The following is a 21,861-nucleotide window of genomic DNA, read 5'->3' as shown; positions in this document are numbered from 1 at the left end:
TGATATCCCACAATGTAACGAAAGGTCCCGCTCGTCAAAGACCTCTTCGCGAGCGGTCTATCAGACGCTGGAAATGAAGCATGGAGGCGGTGCCATCCCGAAACGAAACTCAGTACAAAGCTGACTACCAGCCAAAGCGTACAAAAGTATGCGACAAAACCAATGACAAACTTCAAAGGATGTTGATCAGCCAGAGCCTGCAAATCCATGTCTATATTCCCATCGGATACGGCTTCTCGTGGAACTCCTGCCCGGCCGCCCCAAACCGCTCGAACCGCCCCTGCAGCAGGCTTAGCAGGCCCGTGTACCAATAGCCGAAGACGAAGAGCACGAGGAACGGAACAGTGAAGTAGTTCTCCGTGATAAACGCGTACCAGACCGTCAGCGCAAAGAAGCAGCCGATCGCCAGTTCAATCCAAGGAATAATTCCCAGCCGCTTGCGATACTTCTTTGCCTGGCTCTTCTCGCCCTTCTTTGCCACGCGATACTTCGGCGTGCGCGCGAACGCCGACTGCACCCCAAACAGCGCCTCCATCACGGCCTTCGCATTCGTGATCGTCAGCCCAACACCCAGGGCCATCAGGAACGGCAGGTACAGAAACGTCTTGAACCAGTTCTTCGGAAACAGCTCCTTCTGGCTCACCAGGTAGAAGCTCGAGATCGACATCGTGCTCGCCATAAACAGCGGCAGGTCGATCAGCAGCATCTGCAGCCACCCCTGCCAGCTGCGGATAATCATCGCCGGCATCAGCAGCACGCTCAGCACAATCATCAGCGGATAGCTGAGGTTCGCCGTCAGGTGATACCACGCCTCCAGCTTCGTGTGCCACGGCCGGTCGCTCTTCATCACCCGCGGAAGAATCTTCTTTCCTGTCTGAATCAGCCCCTTCGCCCACCGCGCCTGCTGCGTCTTGAACGCCGTCATCTCGATCGGCAGCTCAGCCGGGCACTCCACATCCTGCAGGTACTTGAACCTCCAGCCCACCATCTGCGCGCGATAGCTCAAATCCGTGTCTTCGGTCAGCGTGTCGTGCTGCCATCCACCCGCGCTTCCGATCGTCTCGCGCCGCCACATCCCCGCCGTGCCGTTGAAGTTGAAGAACACTCCTGCGCGCGAGCGGCCGCCGTGCTCCAGCACAAAGTGGCCGTCCAGCAGAATCGCCTCCACCTGCGTCAGAAAGCTGTAGTCGCGGTTCAGGTGCGTCCACCGCGTCTGCACCATGCCAACCTCAGGCTCCGCGAAGTGATGAATCACCTGCATCACCCACTCGCGCGGAGGAACGAAGTCCGCATCGAAGATCGCCACGAACTCGCCCTTCGCCGACTTCAGCCCCGCATCCAGCGCGCCCGCCTTGAATCCATGCCGATTCGTACGGTGGATGTACGTGATCGGTTGCGGCTCCATTCCCGCAAATCCGCGCGCATACCGCTCGACGATCTGCGCCGCAACCTCGGTCGTCTCATCGGTCGAATCGTCCAGCACCTGGATCTCGAACCGGTCCCGCGGATAATCCAGCCGGCAGCACGCATCGATCAACCGGTCGATCACAAACTGCTCGTTGTAGATCGGAAGCTGGACCGTCACAAACGGCAGCTTGTCTTCCTCAAACTGCGCCGGAGGCTCATTCCACTTCGCCGCATTTTTCCTGTTCTTGTAGTACAGCCACACCAGTTGATACCGGTGGATGCCGTAGAACGCCAGAATCACCATCACGAGGAAGTAGGGAATCAGCAGCGCCGTATCGAACGAGTTCCACCGATACAGCCCCTTGAACGTCTGGTCCAGATAGTGCGACTTCCAATAATGCGAGAGTCCGCGCGGGGCCATCAGCAGCGCGAGCATCGACGTCACGGAGGAAAGCAGAGATGGAATGAGAGAAAACAGTTGGGGCTCCAGCGAGGGCTGAACGTCGTTCGAAGCGATTCTACCTAATTCAAAAACATCGTCCGGTACAAAGTATCCCGCTGCACCGGCCTGAAGCCCGCATCCCGAATCACACGCCGCAGCTCCTCCTCGGTCGTGCAGTTCGAGGTGCCCGCAGCCTTCACAACGTTCTCTTCCAGCATCACCGAGCCCACATCATTGCCGCCGAACCGCAGGCCCATCTGAAGCACCTTCAGCCCCTGCGTCACCCAGCTCGACTGCACATTCTCAATATTGTCGAGATACATTCGCGAGATCGCCAGCGTCTTCAGATACTCGACCGACGTGGCCTCATCCCATCCGCGCCCGCCCAGAGCGGTATTGTTCGGCTGAAAAGTCCACGGGATAAACGCCGTGAATCCGCCCGTCTCCTCCTGCAGCCGCCGCACCACGTCGAAGTGATTCACCCTCTGCTCAAACGTTTCGCCCACGCCGAACATCATCGTCGCGGTCGTCCGCATCCCCAGCTCATGCGCCGTGCGATGCACGCTCACCCAGTCCGCAGTCTTGCACTTCAGCCGCGCAATCTTATGCCGAACGTCATCGTCCAGAATCTCCGCGCCGCCTCCGGGAATCGACTGCAAGCCCGCATCGCGCAGCCGCATGATCGTGTCCCTCAGGCTCAGCTCCGAGTACTCCGCGATCGCCAGAATCTCGCTCGCGCTCAGGCAGTGCAGCCAGATATTCGGGAACCTCTCCTTGATCCCGCGAAACAGCCGCTCGAACCAGTCGATCTTCAAATCAGGATGCAGGCCGCCCTGCATCAGCACGCCCGTGCCGCCCATCTCCTCGGTCTCGCGAATCTTCTCGTAGATCGTCTCGAAGTCGAGGATGTACCCCTCGCTCGCCAGCTTGCCCTTCAGCGGCCGATAGAACGCGCAGAAGGTGCAATACTCCGTGCAGAAGTTCGTGTAGTTGATGTTGCGGTCGATGATGTAGCTGACCACGCCCTCCGGATGCAGTCGCCGCCGCACCGCATCGGCCTCCATGCCAATCCCGATCAGGTCGTCGCTTCTAAAGCAGTCGAGCGCTTGTTCGCGGCTGATTCCCATAACCCCATTCTACCGCTGGCAGGCCGCAGCAACATATTCCTCCGCCCCACCACGAGAATTGTCATTTCGTAGGCCCCACCACGAGAATTGTCATCCCAAAGGCCCCGGCACCAGAATTGTCATCCCAAAGGTCTCACCACCAGAATTGTCATCCTGAGCGAAGCGGCGCAGCCGCGCAGTCGAAGGACCTGCGTTTTCTCCGCGCAGCCAATGAACCCGCAACAGCCAGCCCACTACTTCCTAAGCAGCAAACCCACAATGATGAGCAACAGCACCACGTTCAAACTTACCCCAACTTTGATCCATCGGCTCGCCGCCGCCAGCCTGCGCTCCAGCGTCTCCACGCGCTGCTCCATCGCCGTCCGCGCCTGCCGAACCTCATCGCGCATCTCGGCGATCTGCGCCTCCTGCTCCTGCATCTTGCGATACAGCCCCGCGTGCGCCTTCGTCACCTGCCCCAGGTCCGCCTGCACACCCTCGGCCATCGCCGCCAGCGCCGCCTGGTTGGCCCGCTCGCCCGCCTGCTTCGAGGCAAAGTACCTGTCGGCGATCGGCACCAGCCGCGCCACATGCGGTAACAACTCCACCAGCTGCATCAGAACCCTCGGCCACATATCAAAGAGCCTGCCTTTCCACCGTCGCCAGCTTTCGCGTCCGCATCCTCTGCGCCGCCAGCACGCAGCCCGTCACCAGCAAAATCATCGTGATGATCCCCTGCGACCACAGGCAATAAATGCACCACTTCTCCAGCACGTAGGCCTCAAGGTAACTCAGAAAGCAAGCAAACATGAACGCGACTAGCGAGGCCTGGAACGCCAGCCACCACCACCCCGCCAGCGCCAGCACCGCAATCAGCGCATAACCCGCGATCCCCACCGCTGCAATCGGAACATGCACTCCGCCCTTCGGGTCCTCATCGAACGTCCGCGGAGGAAACACCGCGAACCGGCTGTGATTCACCGTCCCGCAGTCGAACTTCTCCGTCACCGCGCAAGGAGGAGCCTTCGCCGGGTCCATGTAATGCACATGCAGCGCCATCGACGAGACCACGATCCCCACCACAGCCAGCAGAGCCACCAGATATTTCATCGCTTTGATTCTACGACGCGTCTGCGATGCCCCGCCTCCACGCCCTTTCCGCATTCTTCCCGCCGTCACATATCGGAGCTAACCGGGAGCTAAAATGTCCTCGTGAACACCACACGCCGCGACTTCCTCACCCTCCTCGGAGCCACCAGCCTCGCCGCGGCCGCCCCGCGCTCCCTCTTCGCCGCCACACCCGAGCCCTTCTCCTTCCTCTTCGTCACCGACGCTCACATTCAGCCCGAGCTCAACGCCGCCATCGGCACCAGCATGGCCTACAAAAAGGCCCGCACCTTCAAGGCCGACTTCGCCATCCAGGGCGGGGACCACGTCTTCGACGCCCTCGGCGTCCCCAAGCAGCGCGCCCTCGCCCTCTTCGACCTCTACGACAAGACCGAGCAGGACCTCGGCCTGAAGGTCTACCACACCATCGGCAACCACGACGTCCTCGGCATCTACCCCGCCAGCGGCATCCCGCCCACCGACCCCCAGTACGGCAAAAAACTCTTCGAAGACCGCTTCGGCAAGCGCTTCTACTCCTTCGACCACAAGGGCCATCACTTCGCCGTCCTCGACTCCATCGGCGTCACCGACGACCGCGCCTACGAAGGCCGCATCGATGCCGAGCAGCTCAAGTGGCTCGCCGCCGACCTCGCCGCGCTCCCCAAATCAACCCCCATCATCGTCTCCGTCCACATCCCCCTCGTCTCGGCCTTCGCCTCCTACGTCCCCGAGTCGGCCAGCCTCTCCGCGCACCACTCCCTCACCGTCGCCAACGCCAACGAGGTCCTCGCCCTCTTTGAAGGCCACAACGTAATCGGAGTCCTCCAGGGCCACACCCACATCAACGAGAACGTCGACTACAAAGGGGTCAACTACATCACCAGCGGAGCCATCTGCGGCAACTGGTGGAAGGGAATCCGCATGGGAACCCCCGAGGGCTTCACCATAGTCAACGTAGCCAACGGCAGAATGACCACCCACTACGAGACCTACGGTTTCAAGGCCGTAGCTTCGTAAACTACGCAGCCATTACAGATACCTCGCCAGCCTTCGCCGCATCACCTTCACCGCCTCCGGATTCTCGTCAACCATCACAAACCTGCGGCCATTCTTCGCCGCTGCTTCGCCCGCCGTCCCGCTCCCCGCAAAAAAATCCAGCACCGTCTCCCCCGCGTTCGAGTGCACCTTCACAATCCGCTCCAGCACCCCCAACGGCTTCTGCGTCGCATAGCCAGTCTTTTCCTTCCCCGTAGGCGAAACGATCGTGTGCCACCACACATCCGTCGGAGTCTTCCCCCGAGCCGCCTTCTCCTCGCCCACCAGCCCCGGAGCCATATAAGGAATCCGGTCGCACTCCTCCAAATTGAACGTGTAGCGCCTCGGGTCCTTCGTGTACCAAAGAATGTTGTCGTGCTTCGCCGGCCACTTCTTCTTCGACCGGGCGCCATAGTCGTACGCCCAGATGATCTCGTTCTGAAAGCACTCCCGCCCGCACACGCCGTCCCTGCTGAACACTTCGTCCAGCATCACCTTCGCGTAGTGCACCTCGCGGTAGTCGATGTGGAAGAACAGCGACCCCGCCGCCGACAGCACGCGATACGCCTCCTCCATCCGCGGCCGCATAAATCCAATGAAGTCGTCGAAGCGATCCCCGTATCCCGCCCCGGCTCTCTCGCCCGTCACCCTCTCCGTCCGGTAGCGCCTCCCGCCAAAGCCCACGCGATCCCCGGCCTCGTCCCGCACCGTCTTCATCTGTGGCCTGTGCTGCTCCCGGCCCGTATTGAACGGCGGATCGACGTAGATCAGCTCCACCGACCCGCTCTCCATCTCCCCGAGCGCCTTCAGATTGTCCGCCAGCACGATGCGGTTACCACCCCGGTCCATCCCACATTCCTTTCGTCCCTCCTAACACTAACTCAGCCTTTGCCTTCGACCGACTTGCGTGTATCGTTTTCTGCGTATCAAATTTTCGTTCGTGGCAGCCAATAAGATCATCTACGCAATGTTGTCCGATCGCGGGCGCGTTCGCCGCAACAACCAGGACGCCTGCGCTGCCTCTCCCGTCTCCGGTGTCTTCGTCGTCTGCGACGGCATGGGCGGAGCCGCCGGCGGCGAAGTCGCCAGCCATCTCGCCGCCGAGACATTCCTCGCCCAGCTCGCTCCCGACGGAGCCCCGCCCGCGCGCATCCAGTCGCGCATCAACGCCGCCGTCCAGGCCGCCAACACCGCCGTCTACCAGCAGGCCCGGAACACGCCTCAGCTCTCCGGCATGGGAACCACCCTCGTCGGCCTCCTCCACGCGCCCATCCCCACCCGCGCCGAAGACGAAAGCCCCAAGCCCACCGCGCGCAACCATCCCAACGCGCGCTCTACTGACCCGCCCACCCTCTGGCTCGTCCACGTCGGCGACAGCCGCGGCTACCTCCTGCGCCGCGGCAACTTCAAGCAACTCACCTGTGACCACTCCCTCGTCGAAGAGCAGCTCCGCGCCGGCCAGATCACCGCCGCCCAGGCCGCCGAATCCCCCATGCGCAACCTCATCACCCGCGCCGTCGGCTCCCAGGCCACCGTCGACCCCGAGATCCACGGCTACCGCCCCCGCCCCGGCGACCTCTACCTCCTCGCCTCCGATGGCCTCACCCGCGAGCTCAGCGACGCCGAGATCACCGCCATCCTCTACCAGGCCGCCTCTCCCGTCTCCGAAGCCAGCCTCCACACCGCCTGCAAGAAGCTCGTCGAGGCCGCCAACGCACGCGGCGGCGCCGACAACATCACCGTCCTCCTCGTAGCCCTCGCCACCGCATAGTCCCACCCGCAACGCTCATGGATTGAGAGCATGCATCATCACAGATGCACGCGCCTCCACACTGAGGCACTCGCATGCACAGGTGCAGGCCCCTCCACAGAAATTGTCATCCTGAGCGAAGCGCAGCGGAGTCGAAGGACCTGCATTTTGCTTTTGCTTTTGCCTTTGCCGTTGCTTTTGCCTTTGCCGTTGCTTTTGCCTTTGCCGTTGCTTTTGCTTTTGCTTTTGCTTTTGCCTTTGCCTTTGCCTTTGCCTTTGCCTTTGCCTTTGCCTTTGCCTTTGCCGTTGCTTTTGCTCTTGCCTTATGCTTTTGCCTTTGCCTTTGCCTTTGCTTTTGCCTTTGCCTTTGCCTTTGCTTTTGCCTTCGCCTTCGCCGTTGCCGTTGCCTTTGCCGTTGCCTTTGTCGTTGCTTTTGCCTCTGAGGTAGGTGCGGGCTTTAGCCCGGACACTCTCTCGCGCCAACAAAAGGGGCTTCAGCCCCTGGGGTTGTCTTCCTCAAACACGCCACCTGCTAAACTTCGCCCCATGCCTCCGATCCAAACCATCGCTGTCCTCGGCGCCGGAACCATGGGCAACGGCATCGCCCACGTCGCAGCCCGCTCCGGCCTCCACGTCCTCCTCTACGACATCGATCAGCCCGCGCTCGACCGCGCCCTCGCCACCATCCACAAAAACCTCGTCCGCGAGGTAGCCAAAGAAAAACTCACCCAGCAACAGGCCGACGAGGCCCACTCCCGCATCGCCCCCCACACCAACATCAGCCACCTCGCAGCCGCCGACCTCGCCATCGAGGCCGCCACCGAGCGCCTCGAAATAAAATCAGCCCTCTTCCGCAACCTCGACCACATCCTCCGCCCCGAGGTCATTCTCGCCACCAACACCAGCTCCATCTCAATCACCAAACTCGCCGCCCAGACCCGTCGCCCCACCCAGGTCATCGGCATGCACTTCTTCAACCCCGTCCCCGTCATGCAGCTCGTCGAGATCATCCGCGGCCTCCAGACCTCGCAGCCCACCTTCGACGCCGTCCACGCCCTCGCCCTCCAGCTCGGCAAGACCCCCGTCGAGGTCAACGACGCCGCCGGCTTCGTCTCCAACCGCGTCCTCATGCCTCTCATCAACGAGGCCATCTACGCCGTCATGGAAGGCGTCGCCACCCCCGAGGCCGTCGACAAGGTCTTCCAACTCGGCATGGCCCACCCCATGGGCCCCCTCACCCTGGCTGATTTCATCGGCCTCGACGTCTGCCTCGACATCATGCGCGTCCTCGAACAAGGCATCGGCGACCCTAAGTACCGCCCCTGCCCCCTCCTCATCCGCATGGTCGACGCCGGCTGGCTAGGCCGCAAATCCGGCCGCGGCTTCTACACCTACGCCTAGCACGGTCTCGTTTCCACCACCATCGCCCGTCATTCTGAGCGAAGCGAAGAACCCCCGCATTTGCTTTTGCTGTTGTTCTTGCCGTTGCTGCTGCCGTTGTCTATGCCGTCATTCTGACCCTGAGTCAGCGAAGCGAGCCGAAGGGGAAGAATCTCAGCATTTTCGCTTTTTGCCGTTGCCTCTGAGGTAGGTCCGGGCTTTAGCCCGGACACTCTCCCCCTTCGACCTCGCCTCGAGCACGCATGAATTACCAAAAACCCAGCAAAATCGCGTGTCAAGCCCCCACATTCCCAAAATCCCCCGCAAACCATTTGAAATATGCAACTTACCCCACAAGTAAGAGGTGCCGATCAATTCCTTCAAACCCGCTAAAATAGAACTAAGGATCGAAGAAGCAAAGGCTCGGGACCACTCCGGGCCTCTCCTGCGTGAAGCTAACTCATTTGTTTTCTATATTTTTACAGTTAAACCCTTTCAATGGAATATTTTATCCTGTTCAAAACGAGTATATTGCTGAAAACAGGAAACATAGCTCGACAATGGGGGAGGGGTACCCCAGGATCGTCGTAAACCCGATACACTGAAGCGTCGTAACCAAAAACATGAGGGAACCGCCAGATGCCCCAAGAGCTATACTTTGAAGACTTCTACGTCGGCCAGAAGATGAACTCGGTCGGCAGCGCCAAGGTAACCGCCGAAGAGATCAAGGAGTTCGGGCAGAAGTACGATCCCCAGCCCTTTCACCTCGACGAGGCCGCAGGCGAAGGTTCCTTCTTCAAAGGTCTCGCCGCCTCAGGCTGGCTCACCGCCGCCATCGTCATGCGGTTGCGAGTCCAGTCCATCACCGTCGCCGGAGGCATGATCGGCGCCGGCGTAGAGGAGATGCGCTGGACCCACCCCGTCCGTCCCGGCGACACCATCCGCACCGAAATCGAAGTCGTCGGCGTCCGCCAGTCCAACTCGCGCAAGGACTACGGCGTCGTCCGCACCCGCACCCTTGCCCTCAACCAGCGCGACGAGGTCGTCCTTCGCTCCACCGTCAACTTCCTCGCCCCGCTCCGTCATCCGGTTGCATGATGAACCGGTCGAACGATCACACACGCGGTTGAACCATGAAACACGCGGTGGAATCATGAAAGAAGACCAGCTAGCCTTCCTTAAATCGAGTCTCGACCAGGTCGTCGTTCTCGAGACCGCGCATGGCCAGCGTCTTCTCGTCCAGATCATCATCGTCGTCGACGAGGGCGAAACCCCCGACCTCTTCTGTGTCGAGGTCGATCCCGCAGGTACAGGCTTCCTCCCCCGACAGGGAGCGACGCACTCCATCCTGCTCGCCGACATCGTCAACGTCGCACCGCCTCCACCGCTCCCGCTGCCCTGACGGCAATACGAAAAGCCCGAACCTTCCGGTAAGGAAGGCCCAGGCTCTTCAGGGCTATCGTTGGCTCCTGTATCCAACAAACTCGTTCAGGCTGCAAACCGGCGGCGAATCAGGCCACCGAGAGCGGTCACGCCAGTGCCAAACAGCATCAGCGTCGACGGCTCCGGAACCGAAGGCGGCGTGGTTCCAGGCCCGATAGCTGCCACGTTGCCTGTATTGGTTGACTTGTCGAGGGTGACAGCGATGTCGGAGGCGAAGTAATAGCCACCAGCATTCGCAACAAAATCCGAGATCAATGCATTCTGCACCGTGAAGGACAGAGGGCCATGCGAATTGCCGCTCTGGCCGCCTTGGCAGGTTGTGCATTCTACCGAGAACAGGAAGCTTCCGAAGGTAGAAGCGCTGTCCGGCGACGGTCCGAGAGCAAAACCCGAACTAATATTTGTGATGTCCCCAGTCACGGCATTCAATACGTTGAACTCCAGAGCATCGCCAGCGCCAGTGCCGGCGAAACGCTCATTGTTGGCAGATGCCAGAGCTAGGGTCACGTTGACGTTGGCTCCCGTCTGCGAGAGCGTAATGGTGCCAAATGGTCCAGCGCCGCATCCGCCGGAACATCCATTTTGTGTGAGTGTGAAAATCGTGTCTGCGGAGGCCGAAGAGGAAGCAAGGCCCAGAATCACTGCGAGAGAACCAAGGAGAATAGCCCGTTTCATTATGTGCACAACCCTTCCGATTGAAAATGCCCAAATCACAGAGATTAAGTGAGCGCGTCACTTGGGGCGCGAACCTATCGCTTCACTTGGACTATGCCAAAGGGAAAGCACATACGAGACCATTCCAGCTGAGAGGACAGAATAAAAAATATCTATAAAAATCAATAACTTAGCCGACAATTCGGGCTTTCCGCACCGACAATGGCCCATGGTGTGACCGGAATTTGCGATGCCCGAGGGAAAATCATTTCCCTTTCCTTTGTTACCCAGAACCATCGCAAGCACCTCCTGTCCTTATCTCCACAGCAGTCCGGCGTATCGTAAGGGAATGATGCGCATGACCGTGCTCGCCTCCGGCTCCAAAGGAAACAGCACTGTCATCTCCTCTTCCACCACGCGCGTGCTGGTCGACGCCGGACTCTCCTGCCGCGAGCTTCTCCGGCGCATGAACCTCGCTGGTGAAGACCCTCGAGCCCTCGACGCCATCCTCATCACCCACGAGCACCAGGATCACGTCGCCGGTCTCGGTGTCCTCGCCCGCAAGCTCGGCATACCGGTCTACTTCACCGAGCCCACGCATCGCGCCTGGGTCCGCATGCTCACCCCGCGCACAACGATGTCCTACGCGCAATGGCTCGATCACGTCCAGCGCGAAAAAGAGGCCCGCGACAGCGAGCCCGAGCCCGGAATCTGCGACAGCATGTCCGCCGCCGTCGAGTCTTCCGGCTCAGCCGAGCAGGCAGCCGAGGATCCCGACGAGCCCGAACCAGAGCCCGCGCGCGCGAAGCCCGATCCGACGTTCCTTCCCGCGGTCGAGTACTTCCGCTCCGGCTGTTCGTTCTCGATCGGCGACATCAGTGTCACGCCGTTCACCATCCCACATGACGCCGCCGATCCCTGCGGCTTCGTCTTCTCCGCCGAAGGCGCCCGCATGGCGCTCGCAACGGACCTCGGTTACATGCCGCCGAACGTCAAGGCGGCGCTCAAACGCATCGACGTCCTCCTGCTCGAGTCCAATCACGACCTCGAGATGCTCAAGGATGGACCATATCCCTGGAGCGTGAAGCAGCGTGTACTCTCCCGCGTCGGCCATCTCTCCAATCTCGCCACCGCCGAGTTCCTCGAGCGCGACTACGACGGCGCAGCCTCCTACATCGTCCTCGGACATCTGTCGGAGTCGAACAACGTTCCCGAACTCGCCCGCCTCGCCGCCGAACAGGCCCTTTCCAGCCATCCGACTCTCCTCGGCAACCGAATCCTTCTCGCCGAACAATCGGCGCCACTGGAGCCGATCTGCCTCTAAGTCTAGCCAGCTGAGTAGCATACTCCGGCGAATGGCTCCGAGTTACCTTCTGAGCTTCCACCAAAAGGAATCTTTTCCTTCCGCAGTGCTATCAAAACCAGTAGAATGAAGTCTGATAGAGCAATGAAAACAGCAGCGTTAGGACCTTTTGCCAACCGCCGCGAACGTTCCGCCTCCTGTACCGATCAGGTAGTCGGAGACATTCTCTCGGGTTGGCGTTATGACATCTCGGGACTCTCGCCGGCCATGCGCACAGACTACGAGCAGCACCTGACGGAGTGCGCCCACTGCCGCAAGCGCCAGCACATCGCCCGCACCATCGATGTCCTCCTGATCTCCATCAGCACACTCTCCATCGTCGCCTTCCTTCTGGCGGCCGTCATCATCCACCGGGTCGAGCTGATCTCGCACATCGGCAGGGTGCAAGTGCACCTGTACCAGGCTCACGCCGTTGCCATATCGCTTGAGGCTGTCGCCGTCACCGGACTTGTCCTCTCAACACTGCTCTGGGTTCTGGTCGCCATCGCTACGCCGCTTCCCGGCTTCCTCGGCGAGATCGTGCAGCAACGCATCCCAGCTCAGGTCCGCGACCGCTTCACCAAAGCAGCTTAGCGGCAGGGAATTGGAAAGTAGGGAACAGGGAATAGAAAGATGAAGGAAGGCCATCGGCCTTCCTTCACGATTTTGTAGAGTGTCCTTTGCTTCTTCTTCTCATCTTCGGCGCCTTTCTCTCTCTACTCCCTACTCCCTATTCCCTACTCCCTGATTTGATAGCTTAGACAAGAGACCATCATGTCATCTTCTTCTTCTCAGCCGGAAGGCGAACTCCTTCCGCCAGTCGATCCACCGGGCGCTTATGTCGCCGAGCCGCCGCCTCCGCCGCGTCGCAGACCGCGCAGCATCCTCTCGGCGCCGGGAACCTACGTGCTGGTCGGAATCAACTGCGCCGTCTTCGTCTGGATGGTCCTCCACGGTGTCTCCCCCAGCGATCCAACCGTCGACCAGCTCAGGCACTTCGGAGCGGCCAACGCCTGGCTCATCCTGCATGGGCAGTGGTACCGGCTGCTCACCGCCACTTTTGTTCACGTCGGACTCATCCACATCGCGACCAACATGTGGTGCCTCTGGAACCTCGGCCTCCTCGGAGAGCCACTGCTCGGCCCGCTGGGAATGATCGCCGTCTACCTCCTCACCGGAGTCGCCGGCAACCTGCTCAGTCTCCTGGTCAACATCCTCATGCGTGACTTTGTCTCGGTCGGGGCCGGAGCATCAGGCGCCGTCTTCGGGATTGCAGGTATCCTCATCGTCCTGCTCTCCAACAAGAAGCTTCCCATTCCGTCCTTTGAGCTTCACCGCCTGCGCCGTTCGGTCATCCAGTTCGCCGGCCTCAACCTCATCATTGGCCTCGGAACCGTCATCCTACCCGTGATTCGTATCGACAACTCGGCTCACGTCGGCGGCTTTCTCTCCGGCCTGGCTCTCGGGGTTCCTCTGGTTCCACGCATGACCAGCGGCCGGACCCGATATCTAGAACGGCAGAAGCTCACCTTCGCCGGAGCCGCCTTCATCCTGGCCCTCTTCGGCTACTGGATCGCCAATCTCAGGTAAGACAGGGGTAGGGAATAGCGGACGCAAAGAGAGGACGGAAGGCCGACGGCCTTCCGTCCTCTAATCACGAACCACTAATCAATAACCACTAACTTAGGGTCGTCTGGGCGAACTTCCTCACCATCGCCAGCAGCAGCCGACGGTCGCTCTCTCCCAGGTGCGCCGAGTAGCGCTGTACCTGCGTCAGGAAGCGGATCTCATCCTCGCCGAGGTGCAGCGATGACATCTCCTTGCTGACAATCTCTTCGGCGAAGAACTCGGCCAACTGGAGATCCAGAGCGCGGGCGATCTTCTGCAGCGTCTCGAGTGAGGGAACCGTGTGGCCGTTCTCCACCCGCGAGAGGTAGCAGCGCAGCAATCCGGTCCGCTTCTCGATGTCGCCCTGCGACATTCCTTTCTGCAGCCGGTAGCCCCGGATCGTGTTTCCAATGTTCATTGCAATTGAAAGAGCCTCTCTGGACTCGTTCTCCATCTCGGAAGGAAGTGTTTGCATGTCGGCCATTAGCCACAAAGTAAACACACGCCATCACTTGGTCAATCCCTATCTTCGGTCAGGGCAGAAAGTCCGTACCAGCCGAGGTTCATCCAGAGCCGGTTACACGGCGAAACCTTAACCCTTACTTGAACCCCGCGCCAGAAAGGAACCAAATACAACAACAAACTTTCAGGCGTTATCAGACGTTCTTATCTTTCAATGATTTGCAGAAGAACTGCACCCCGGCGACATCGTTGTCGTTGTATCGGTCGACGGGAACGAAACCGTAGCTGGCGTAGAGGCGGTTTGCCTCGGGCATGGCAGCGGGAACGGTATCGAGGTACATCGCTTCGAATCCAGCTTCCGTCGCCCATGCGAGCGAGCGTTCGATGAGGCTCCGTCCCAGACCGAGGCCGCGGAAGCCGTTGCCGACCCATAGGCGCTTCATCTCGCAGGCGCGCTCGGTCCGGATGATCTGTCGTATGGCGACACAGCCTGCGGAGGCGCCATCGACCTCTGCCAGGAGAATCGTGAGATAGCCCTCAGGGAGCTTCGCGAGTTCGCTCTCGTAGTTGGTCAGGCAGATGCTTGCTGCACCGGAGCGATTGCTGGCGAGGTGCTCGCTGTACTCGCGCATCAGGCGGCGCACCGTGGCGATGTCCTGCTCGCCTGTGGCCTGCCTGATGACGATCTGCGGCATGGCTCAGCCCATGTACATTCCGCCGTTCACGTCGAGCGTGTGACCGGTGATGTAGCTGGCTTCCTCGGAGGCGAGGAAGGCGACGGCGTGGGCGACGTCGAGGTCGGTCCCGACGCGGCCCAGCGGAATGTACTGGAAATTTGCCTTCTTCTGGTCGTCGGTAAGGACGGAGGTCATCGCGGTCTCGATGTAGCCGGGGGCGACGGCGTTGACGGTGATGGTCCGGCTGGCGAGCTCGCGGGCGAGCGACTTGGTGAGGCCGATGAGGCCGGCCTTGGAGGCGGCGTAGTTAGCCTGGCCCGCCTGGCCGGTCTCGCCTACGACCGAGGTGATGTTGATGATGCGGCCCCAGCGGTTCTTGACCATGGCCGACATGACGGCCTGCGTGAGCAGAAAGGCCCCGGTGAGGTTGGTGGTGAGGACGCTGTCCCAGTCGGCGCGCTTCATGCGCATGGAGAGGATGTCGCGGGTGATTCCGGCGTTGTTGACGAGGATCTCGACCTTGCCGAAGTCGGCGAGGACAGCCTTGGCTCCGGCCTTGATGGACTCTTCGCTGGAGATGTCGAGGATGTAGGCCTTGGCGGTTCCACCGGCGGCTGTAATCTCCTGGGCAACCTCGGCGAGTTTGTCTGCGTTGCGTGCAGCAAGTGCGACCTGGGCGCCGCGGCGGGCCAGCTCAAGTGCGCAGGCGCGCCCGATGCCCTGCGAAGCTCCTGTTACCAATGCGATACGACCGTTGAGAGTGCTCATGTACCTCCGTTAAGTCAACCATTCGCATTATACGAAGCGCGATGACGTATTCTGAGTCTCACCATGTCAGGCGATCCGAAGAATCTCCCTTCTGCAGGCAATCCAGCACCCAGCGAAACCGATGTCTATGCCATTCACGGAGCCGACCCCGAGGTCCTTGCGTACGCGATGGCCAAGTACTCCCGCTCTGCGCTGAGCATGAAGGAGTCGCTGACGGAGATCAGCTCGCAGCGCGCCGAGCAGTTCCTCAACACCTTTTATTTCCAGTACGGTCATCGCTCTATCGCCGACCTCGCGCACATTCCGTTTGCCATCGAGCGGCTGAGCCTGCTGGCCGCCATCGAGCTGGTCGACGAGCAGCGCTGGGACGGTCAGGAGCGCTCGACGCGCTACCAGGACTTCCGCCGTTCAGGCTGGTACACGCCCGATCTAGGCCCGCAGACTGCTGCGTTTACCGCGGCCGTCGAGGCGCTCTTCAAGGCCTACCAGCGCATCGGCGTCGGGATGCTCGACGGCCTGAAGGCGGCGATTCCGCGTCCCGAGGAGATGAAGCCCGAGGCGTACGAGCGCACGCTCAAGGCGCGCGCCTTCGATGTCGCGCGCTATCTGCTTCCGTTGGCGACTAACACTTCGCTCGGCCAGATCGTCAACGCGCGCACGCTGGAGACGCAGGTCTCGCGGCTGCTCACCAGCCCCTTTGCCGAAGTACGGCAGATCGCCGAGAAGCTTCGTCGCGCCGCAACCGAGCCCGCGTGGAACGTGCATCAGATGGATGCGAAGGTGCTTTGCGAGGAGATCGGCTCGGTCGATGGAAACTGCGCCGCGCGCGTAACCGAGCTGCTGATGCGTCCCGTGGCGACAGCGCCGACGCTGGTGAAGTACGCGTCACCGAACCCTTACCTTGCGGAGAGCCGCAGGGAGCTAACCGCTGCGGCTGCGGAGCTGATGGCTGGTCAGCCGATCGATCCCGCTCCAGTCGTCGATCTGCTCGACGACACCGAGTCGCTCGAGGTGGAGCTGGCAACCTCGCTGCTCTATCCGCACTGCCACTACTCGTACCGTCAGGTTCGCGCGAACGTGGCTGCGCTGACGGCGGCGCGGCGCGACGACCTGATCGCGCTGGGAACGAAGCATCGCGGACGCCACGACGAGCTTCTACGCAGCTTCAGCGCCGGCCAGGGCTTCCGCTTCGACATCCTGATGGACATCGGCGGCTTCCGCGACATGCACCGCCACCGCCGCTGCGTGCAGCTTCTGCAGGGCTTCACCGACGCGCATGGCTACGACGAACCAACCTGCCCGGGCCAGCCGACGCTCGCCGAAGCCAACCTCGAAGGCGAGTACAAGGCAGCCATGGACGCGGCGTTCGCAGCCTATCGGGCGCTCCGCGACTCAGGCGTTCCCGAGGCTGAGCAGTCGGCGCAGTATCTGCTTCCGCTGGGAACGCGCTGCCGCGCGATGTTCAAGATGGACTTTGCCGAGGCGCTCTACATCTCCGAGCTGCGCTCGGGCGTTGCTGGACACTTCAGCTATCGCCGCGTGGCGTGGGAGATGTATAGGACGGTGGCGGAGAGGCATCCGGCGCTGGCCTCGCACTTCCGCATCGAGGATGTGAACCAGCCGGTGGATCTTCTCAAACGCTAAGCTGGCCGATAGATCCGGCGACCGTAGTTGTATTCGCTTTTTCTTTGCTATCCCGCATTTAAATGCTAGAATCCGCTTTGACGTTACCACCAGAGGAGAGTTTTCGTGGCAGATGACCGTAATAAGGCGATAGAGACAGCGCTTTCACAGCTTGAGAAGCAGTTCGGCAAGGGCTCGATTATGAGGCTCGGAGCCAAGGAGGCGATTGTCCCGATCTCAGTCATCTCCACTGGTTCGATCTCGTTTGACGCGGCGCTTGGAGTCGGTGGCGTTCCGCGCGGACGCGTGGTCGAGATCTTCGGGCCGGAGTCATCGGGTAAGACGACGATTACGCTGCAGATCATCGCCGAGGCGCAGAAGGCGGGCGGACTGGCGGCGTTTGTGGACGCCGAACATGCGCTCGATCCGGCGTATGCGAAGAAGCTGGGCGTCGACGTGGACAACCTGCTGGTGAGCCAGCCGGACTACGGCGAACAGGCGCTGGAGATTGTGGATGCTCTGGTGAAGTCGGGTGCGATCGACGTGCTGGTGGTCGACTCGGTGGCGGCGCTGGTGCCGAAGGCCGAGATCGACGGCGAGATGGGCGACTCGCACATGGGTTTGCAGGCTCGTTTGATGAGCCAGGCGTTGAGGAAGCTGACGGGAACGGTGGCGAAGTCGCGCACCTGCCTGATCTTTATCAATCAAATTCGCGACAAGATCGGCGTCATGTTCGGCAACCCGGAGACGACGACCGGCGGCCGCGCGCTGAAGTTCTACTCCTCGGTGCGCATCGACATCCGTCGCATTGGCGCGGTGAAGGACGGCGAAGTCGTGGTGGGCTCGCGCACCAAGACCAAGATCGTCAAGAACAAGGTGGCCGCGCCCTTCCGCGAGGCCGAGTTCGACATCCTGTACGGCGAGGGCATCTCGCGCGAGGGTGATGTGCTGGACCTCGCGGTGCTGCACAACATCGTCGAGAAGAGCGGTGCGTGGTACAGCTACTCGGGCGAGCGCATCGGCCAGGGGCGCGAGAACGTTCGCAACTTCCTGAAAGAGAACAAGGACACCTTCGGCCGCATCGATGCGGAGCTTCGTAAGAAGCTCGGGATCGGGGCCAGCGACGGAACTCCCGAGGTTCCGGCGGTGCCGGTGAACGGAGCCGCTGCGGCCACCGAGGCCGTCAAGAGCCGCCGTTCGTAGACCTTCTGGATTCGAAATAAATATAGAAAGCCACTCGCCTCGCGGTGAGTGGCTTTCTGATTTCAGGCAGATTACTCCGGCTCCGTTGAGCCGCTTTCTAGAGATCGAGGTCGTCGTCGGGAGCGGAGTCCAGAAGGTCGATGGTCACGCCCGGCTCTTCGCTGAAGACTCCGATGGAGTCGCCTGAAGGCAGCGGAGGAAGTTCAAGCATACTGAGCGGGCCATGAGGTCCGACGGAGAGCCCGCGCTCTATGGAAAGTCCCGGTCCCCTGAAGCTCTCGGGGCCGCCGGGGCCTTTCGGACCTTTGAACATCATGTCCGGTCCTCCAGGTCCTCCGGGCCCCCCGGGTCCGGGCTGGAACTTGAACATCATGCGGCGATTCTCGCGCTGCTCGGCCTGGAGCTTGGTCCACTGATCGGCGGAGAGAACGCCGCGGATGCCGAGGAGCATGCGGGCGTTTGCCTTCTCAAGTTCGGCGCGGGCGCTGGCGACGTGGTCGATCTGTGCGAGGACCTTGTTAGTGTCGGGAGGATTGGCCGAGAGCATGGGTTCGAGCATGACTTCTTGCTTTTCGACGTTGGCCTTCAAGTCGATCAACTGGATGCGGCTCTGCTGAAAGATGTCGTCCATGCGCTTCTGCTGGTCGGCGGTAAGGGAGAGCTTCTGGATGATGTCAGGATTCTTCCACCAGATGCCGGGAGGCGCGATGCGGAGATCGGCGCGCGACCCCGGGACACCGGGGGTGACGACGCGGTACTGGACGTCGCGGACGGTCTTGGCATGTGCCCTTGGAGCCGGGCCGTCCGGTGGTGGCGGAGGCGCGGGGGCCGTGGAGGTTGTTTGAGCCAGGGCGGAGGAGGTGCACAGAAGAGAGAGAGAGGCCAGAGTGAGGAGATGGTGTCGTGTCATGTCAGTTCTTCCTTTGATCGTTGAGCTGGTTGTGCCGGCCGGCCGTGGGGTCGTCGAGCGGCTGCATCGGGGAGGGGATTGAGGAGGAGAGCGTCTCGTCGATCTCTTCTAGAAGAGCTTCGTCGGACTGGCTGCTTTGGGGCTGGGGGGTGACGGTGGCCGCCGGGGTCTTTGGGGTGGCCGGGGAGTCGTGGTGCAGTGCGAGCGGAAGGGTGATGGCGACGACGAGTGTGGCTGCGGCGGCCCAGAGGGCGGGCAGGGGGAGGCTCCCCCAGAGGCCTGCACGGGGCGGAGTGGAGAGCAGCAGCTGGCTGGTGCGCGGGCGGCTCCACTCGCTGGTGGCCCAGCCGTCGGCGGTGGAGCGGAAGGCTGCCAGCGAGTCCCGGAGTTGGGCGAGGTCGGAGGAGCAGCGCTCGCAGCTGCGGAGGTGGTCCCGCAGCATATCGAGGCGGCCGGCCTCGTGGAAGTCCGCGGTCGGTTGGGTGAGGATGAGGTCCGAGAGCTGTTCGTGGGTGAGGTGTGGAGTCACGGGGTTTTCCTTGTGGATGCGGCGTGGCGCGTGCGGATGGCGGCCAGGGCGCGGTAGAGGTGGCTCTTGACGGTGCTGAGAGGGAGGCCGGTGGCGGCGGCGATCTCGGGGAGCTCCATCTCGTCGACGAAGCGGAGGAGGAAGACGGTGCGCTGGCGGTCGGAGAGGCTGCCGACGGTCTGCCAGATGAGGGTCATCTGTTCGGAGGCGATGAGGCGGGATTCGAGGGGAGAGTCGCGGTGTGGGAGGAAGGCGGCGATCTCGGTGGCGTCGACGGAGGAGGCGGAGGCGCGGCGCCAGAAGCGGAAGCGCTGGGTGCGGGTGTGGTCGCGGAGGAGGTTGAGGGCGATGCGGGTGAGCCAGGTGGCGATGGAGCAGTCGCCGCGGAAGGAGGCGCGGGTGCTCCAGGCGCGGAGGAAGGTCTCCTGGGTGAGGGTGTGGGCGATGTCGGGCTCGCGGAGGCTGGTGAGGAGGAAGCGGAAGATGCGCTGCTGGTGGGTGGCGACGATGCCGTCGAGGTCGTCGAAGGGGGTCGCTGCCGCGGTGGATTGCATGTCGGGGATGAGGTTCGGTGTGATGGCGTCGGTGGACATGCTTTTCGGTTCCGGCTAACCAGACAGACGGGTTTGGGCGGGGTAGGACTACAGCCGTAGAGATTATTTTCGACGGTGCAGGTATGCTGCAATTGGGATGCATACGGTCAAGGCAATCTATCCGGGGACGTTCGACCCTCTGACGAACGGGCATTTGGACCTGATCGCGCGGGGCGCGAAGATTGTGGACCACCTGGTGGTGGCGATCCTGCGCAACTCGGAGAAAGGCGCGCCGCTGTTCACGGTTCCGGAGCGGGTGGAGATGATCACCGAGGCCACCCGGGGTTTCGGGAACGTTTCGGTTACGACCTTCGACGGGCTGCTGGTCGATTTTGCCCGGGAGCAGGGTGCGAAGGCGGTTCTGCGCGGCATACGGGCGATTTCGGACTACGAGTACGAGTTCCAGATGGCGATGATGAACCGGAAGCTGGACCCGGAGCTGGAGACGCTGTTCATGATGCCGGCGGAGAAGTACACATATGTCAGCTCGCGGCTGATCAAGGGTGTCTTTCAGCTGGGCGGCGACGTCTCGGCGCTGGTTCCTCCGCTGGTGGTGGAGCGGCTGAAGGCCAAAGTGCCGAGCCGGGTCTAGGTACCCTTCCCCCCCCGTGCCTTTTTGTGCAAAGTATTCGAAAAAGAAGACTTAGGTTGGTACTTCGGTTTTCCGGTCTTTGACTGAGGGTTGGAACCCGGGCTGGCGGCTCAAGACTTTCGACGCTGATTTAATTGTAGCGAACTGCAGGTAATTAATCGGCAACGCGCAAAACGTTTGTTTTGTTTAAGATAGCTCATATTGGGGCTTGACACGCGATTTTGGGGCAGATTTGGGTTGTTGCAGATTTGGGTTGTTGCAGATTTGGGTTGTTAGTGCGGTTGTCTCACAGCATTTTGCGGGTTTACACCTCTTATCGACCAAATAACTTCCGTAGCGGCGCGATAGAGGCTATGGAAAACTGAAAAGCGTTGTTATGTTCGCCAACGAATCCATTCGACCTCGGAAGGTATTGATGGAGGTATCCGATTTCAAGATTGAATTCAGGTGAAAGTTTCCACCCCAAGGCACCGTACGTCCGGTTCTGATCGAGTGCAGATGTCCCACCATGAGGTCCGAAACGAACCAGCACCTCGTCATATGCCGCAAAATAGTCTGGCCGGGCATCCTTCGTGTTGAAAGGCAGTGGGAACTGCGTATAGAGGCGATATCGCGCACGCTCGCCGAAATGCCAATCGTATACACCCTGTCCTTCGCTACTCTGACCAAGCCAACGCTGCTCCAGTCGAAATCGATGCTGCGCCGTTGCCCGCTTGCCTGAATAATTCGCTAGTGTGTGTGTCCAGCGAAACTCCTCCGCTAACCGCTGCTCCGGTTGAGGCCCGGTGCGTCGACTGTCCGCAAGTGGTCCACCCTGGAAAGGGTAGTCGCGCACATACGCATATAGCACAGAGACCACGATGTTTTTCGGAAAGTACCGGACAATGCCGGGACGCAACAGGAGCTGAGTTGGTTCTTGTCCAACACCTTGCGCACGATACTGTGCCTCCAGGTGAATACCATAGTTTTTTGTGACGGGATGATCTCCAAAATACATGTACCAGGAAGACTTTTCAGCACCGCGAAGCGGAGGTGTGCTCTGTGCAAAGCCAAGCTCGGGAGAGGAAGCAAATAAGACGGCTGCAAGACTCCAAAAAAGTTTTACCAAGACACGACATCTCCGTAAGGCAGTTCGTTGATAGGCCCCTCAAAGGTTAGATTGCTCCTTTCAAGAAAACCGATGGTTGGATTCCACTGGATCGTGTTTCAGTCTGGGTGCACTCCACAAGA

General features: G+C 61.0%; 25 protein-coding genes. 11 read left to right on the top strand and 14 right to left on the bottom strand.

Translation table 11 applies throughout. From position 1 onward, the window contains the following. Positions 1-211: 211 nt before the first annotated feature. From Q363_RS06190 to Q363_RS06175, 4 genes are all read right to left on the bottom strand, one after another. The gene (locus Q363_RS06190; protein WP_035348691.1) at positions 212-1,843 is read right to left on the bottom strand and encodes a cellulose synthase family protein; all 1,632 of its coding nucleotides are present in this window, start codon (positions 1,841-1,843) and stop codon (positions 212-214) included. 86 nt (positions 1,844-1,929) lie between these two features. Beyond that, on the bottom strand, positions 1,930-2,976 hold the full coding sequence (mqnC, locus tag Q363_RS06185) for a cyclic dehypoxanthinyl futalosine synthase (protein WP_035348690.1): 1,047 nt from the start codon (positions 2,974-2,976) through the stop codon (positions 1,930-1,932). Between the two features lie 233 nt (positions 2,977-3,209). After that, a complete protein-coding gene (locus Q363_RS06180) occupies positions 3,210-3,590 on the bottom strand; it encodes a hypothetical protein (protein ID WP_035348688.1) in 381 nt (126 codons plus the stop codon). Between the two features lies 1 nt (position 3,591). Next, complete coding sequence (locus Q363_RS06175) at positions 3,592-4,065, bottom strand: vitamin K epoxide reductase family protein (protein ID WP_035348686.1); 474 nt, start codon at positions 4,063-4,065, stop codon at positions 3,592-3,594. 102 nt (positions 4,066-4,167) lie between these two features. Here Q363_RS06175 and Q363_RS06170 point away from each other — a divergent pair, with 102 nt between their 5' ends. Then, positions 4,168-5,079, top strand: a complete 912-nt coding sequence (locus tag Q363_RS06170; protein ID WP_035348685.1) for a metallophosphoesterase family protein — start codon at positions 4,168-4,170, stop codon at positions 5,077-5,079. Positions 5,080-5,091: 12 nt separating this feature from the next. On the opposite strand, the gene Q363_RS06165 is transcribed toward Q363_RS06170, so the two are convergent. Continuing rightward, a complete protein-coding gene (locus Q363_RS06165; protein WP_035348682.1) occupies positions 5,092-5,946 on the bottom strand; it encodes a DNA-methyltransferase in 855 nt (284 codons plus the stop codon). A gap of 91 nt (positions 5,947-6,037) precedes the next feature. Between Q363_RS06165 and Q363_RS06160 the strand changes: the two genes are divergently transcribed. Further along, the gene (locus Q363_RS06160) at positions 6,038-6,868 is read left to right on the top strand and encodes a PP2C family protein-serine/threonine phosphatase (RefSeq protein ID WP_035348816.1); all 831 of its coding nucleotides are present in this window, start codon (positions 6,038-6,040) and stop codon (positions 6,866-6,868) included. A gap of 15 nt (positions 6,869-6,883) precedes the next feature. Here the strand turns inward: Q363_RS06160 and Q363_RS40205 are convergent, their stop codons facing one another. Then, a complete protein-coding gene (locus tag Q363_RS40205) occupies positions 6,884-7,333 on the bottom strand; it encodes a hypothetical protein (protein WP_157466572.1) in 450 nt (149 codons plus the stop codon). Positions 7,334-7,393: 60 nt separating this feature from the next. On the opposite strand from Q363_RS40205, the gene Q363_RS06155 reads away from it, so the two are divergent. The 3 genes from Q363_RS06155 (at position 7,394) to Q363_RS06145 (ending at position 9,629) form a co-directional block, all read left to right on the top strand. Next, complete coding sequence (locus tag Q363_RS06155) at positions 7,394-8,248, top strand: 3-hydroxybutyryl-CoA dehydrogenase (protein WP_035348814.1); 855 nt, start codon at positions 7,394-7,396, stop codon at positions 8,246-8,248. Between the two features lie 618 nt (positions 8,249-8,866). Next, positions 8,867-9,325 carry a MaoC family dehydratase gene (locus tag Q363_RS06150; RefSeq protein WP_035348681.1) on the top strand — a complete coding sequence of 153 codons (459 nt, stop codon included), beginning with the start codon at positions 8,867-8,869 and terminating at the stop codon, positions 9,323-9,325. Between the two features lie 55 nt (positions 9,326-9,380). Next, a complete protein-coding gene (locus Q363_RS06145; protein WP_035348680.1) occupies positions 9,381-9,629 on the top strand; it encodes a hypothetical protein in 249 nt (82 codons plus the stop codon). An 86-nt stretch (positions 9,630-9,715) separates the two neighbouring features. Here Q363_RS06145 and Q363_RS06140 read toward each other — a convergent pair whose 3' ends face one another. After that, positions 9,716-10,345, bottom strand: a complete 630-nt coding sequence (locus tag Q363_RS06140) for a PEP-CTERM sorting domain-containing protein (RefSeq protein WP_035348679.1) — start codon at positions 10,343-10,345, stop codon at positions 9,716-9,718. A gap of 328 nt (positions 10,346-10,673) precedes the next feature. Between Q363_RS06140 and Q363_RS06135 the strand changes: the two genes are divergently transcribed. The 3 genes from Q363_RS06135 to Q363_RS06125 all read left to right on the top strand — a co-directional run bounded on the left by Q363_RS06135 (position 10,674) and on the right by Q363_RS06125 (position 13,256). Then, on the top strand, positions 10,674-11,648 hold the full coding sequence (locus Q363_RS06135) for an MBL fold metallo-hydrolase (RefSeq protein WP_035348678.1): 975 nt from the start codon (positions 10,674-10,676) through the stop codon (positions 11,646-11,648). Positions 11,649-11,771: 123 nt separating this feature from the next. Beyond that, positions 11,772-12,260 carry a hypothetical protein gene (locus Q363_RS06130; RefSeq protein ID WP_035348677.1) on the top strand — a complete coding sequence of 163 codons (489 nt, stop codon included), beginning with the start codon at positions 11,772-11,774 and terminating at the stop codon, positions 12,258-12,260. 180 nt (positions 12,261-12,440) lie between these two features. After that, positions 12,441-13,256: a rhomboid family intramembrane serine protease gene (locus tag Q363_RS06125; protein ID WP_035348676.1), complete on the top strand. Its 816-nt coding sequence runs from the start codon at positions 12,441-12,443 to the stop codon at positions 13,254-13,256. 88 nt (positions 13,257-13,344) lie between these two features. Here the strand turns inward: Q363_RS06125 and Q363_RS06120 are convergent, their stop codons facing one another. From Q363_RS06120 to fabG, 3 genes are all read right to left on the bottom strand, one after another. Next, entirely contained in the window at positions 13,345-13,692 is a 348-nt protein-coding gene (locus Q363_RS06120; RefSeq protein WP_035348812.1) for a helix-turn-helix domain-containing protein, read from the bottom strand. 238 nt (positions 13,693-13,930) lie between these two features. Next, on the bottom strand, positions 13,931-14,431 hold the full coding sequence (locus Q363_RS06115; RefSeq protein ID WP_035348675.1) for a GNAT family N-acetyltransferase: 501 nt from the start codon (positions 14,429-14,431) through the stop codon (positions 13,931-13,933). 3 nt (positions 14,432-14,434) lie between these two features. Continuing rightward, positions 14,435-15,181, bottom strand: a complete 747-nt coding sequence (gene fabG / locus Q363_RS06110) for a 3-oxoacyl-[acyl-carrier-protein] reductase (protein WP_035348674.1) — start codon at positions 15,179-15,181, stop codon at positions 14,435-14,437. Positions 15,182-15,244: 63 nt separating this feature from the next. On the opposite strand from fabG, the gene Q363_RS06105 reads away from it, so the two are divergent. Continuing rightward, positions 15,245-16,825 (top strand): FAD-dependent thymidylate synthase, encoded by a 1,581-nt coding sequence (locus tag Q363_RS06105; RefSeq protein ID WP_051978445.1) that lies wholly within the window; start codon positions 15,245-15,247, stop codon positions 16,823-16,825. Positions 16,826-16,930: 105 nt separating this feature from the next. Then, the gene (recA, locus tag Q363_RS06100; RefSeq protein WP_035348673.1) at positions 16,931-18,007 is read left to right on the top strand and encodes a recombinase RecA; all 1,077 of its coding nucleotides are present in this window, start codon (positions 16,931-16,933) and stop codon (positions 18,005-18,007) included. Between the two features lie 97 nt (positions 18,008-18,104). Here the strand turns inward: recA and Q363_RS06095 are convergent, their stop codons facing one another. Genes Q363_RS06095 through Q363_RS06085 form a run of 3 tightly spaced genes read right to left on the bottom strand, consistent with a single transcriptional unit; the run spans position 18,105 to position 20,039 of the window. After that, positions 18,105-18,917 carry a Spy/CpxP family protein refolding chaperone gene (locus tag Q363_RS06095; RefSeq protein ID WP_035348672.1) on the bottom strand — a complete coding sequence of 271 codons (813 nt, stop codon included), beginning with the start codon at positions 18,915-18,917 and terminating at the stop codon, positions 18,105-18,107. Position 18,918: 1 nt separating this feature from the next. Then, complete coding sequence (locus Q363_RS06090) at positions 18,919-19,446, bottom strand: hypothetical protein (protein WP_035348670.1); 528 nt, start codon at positions 19,444-19,446, stop codon at positions 18,919-18,921. After that, positions 19,443-20,039, bottom strand: coding sequence for an RNA polymerase sigma factor (locus Q363_RS06085; protein ID WP_035348668.1), 597 nt, complete (start codon positions 20,037-20,039; stop codon positions 19,443-19,445). Before Q363_RS06085 ends, Q363_RS06090 begins: the two co-directional genes overlap by 4 nt. Before the next feature lie 97 nt (positions 20,040-20,136). Here Q363_RS06085 and coaD point away from each other — a divergent pair, with 97 nt between their 5' ends. Continuing rightward, on the top strand, positions 20,137-20,631 hold the full coding sequence (coaD, locus tag Q363_RS06080) for a pantetheine-phosphate adenylyltransferase (RefSeq protein ID WP_035348666.1): 495 nt from the start codon (positions 20,137-20,139) through the stop codon (positions 20,629-20,631). 313 nt (positions 20,632-20,944) lie between these two features. Here the strand turns inward: coaD and Q363_RS35770 are convergent, their stop codons facing one another. Next, entirely contained in the window at positions 20,945-21,739 is a 795-nt protein-coding gene (locus tag Q363_RS35770; RefSeq protein ID WP_051978444.1) for a DUF2490 domain-containing protein, read from the bottom strand. Between the last annotated feature and the right edge of the window lie 122 nt (positions 21,740-21,861).

The organism is Edaphobacter aggregans DSM 19364 (assembly GCF_000745965.1).
Taxonomy (GTDB): Bacteria; Acidobacteriota; Terriglobia; order Terriglobales; family Acidobacteriaceae; genus Edaphobacter; species Edaphobacter aggregans.
Note: the sequence above shows the minus strand (reverse complement) of the source record. Positions and strands in the feature narration are given on the sequence as shown.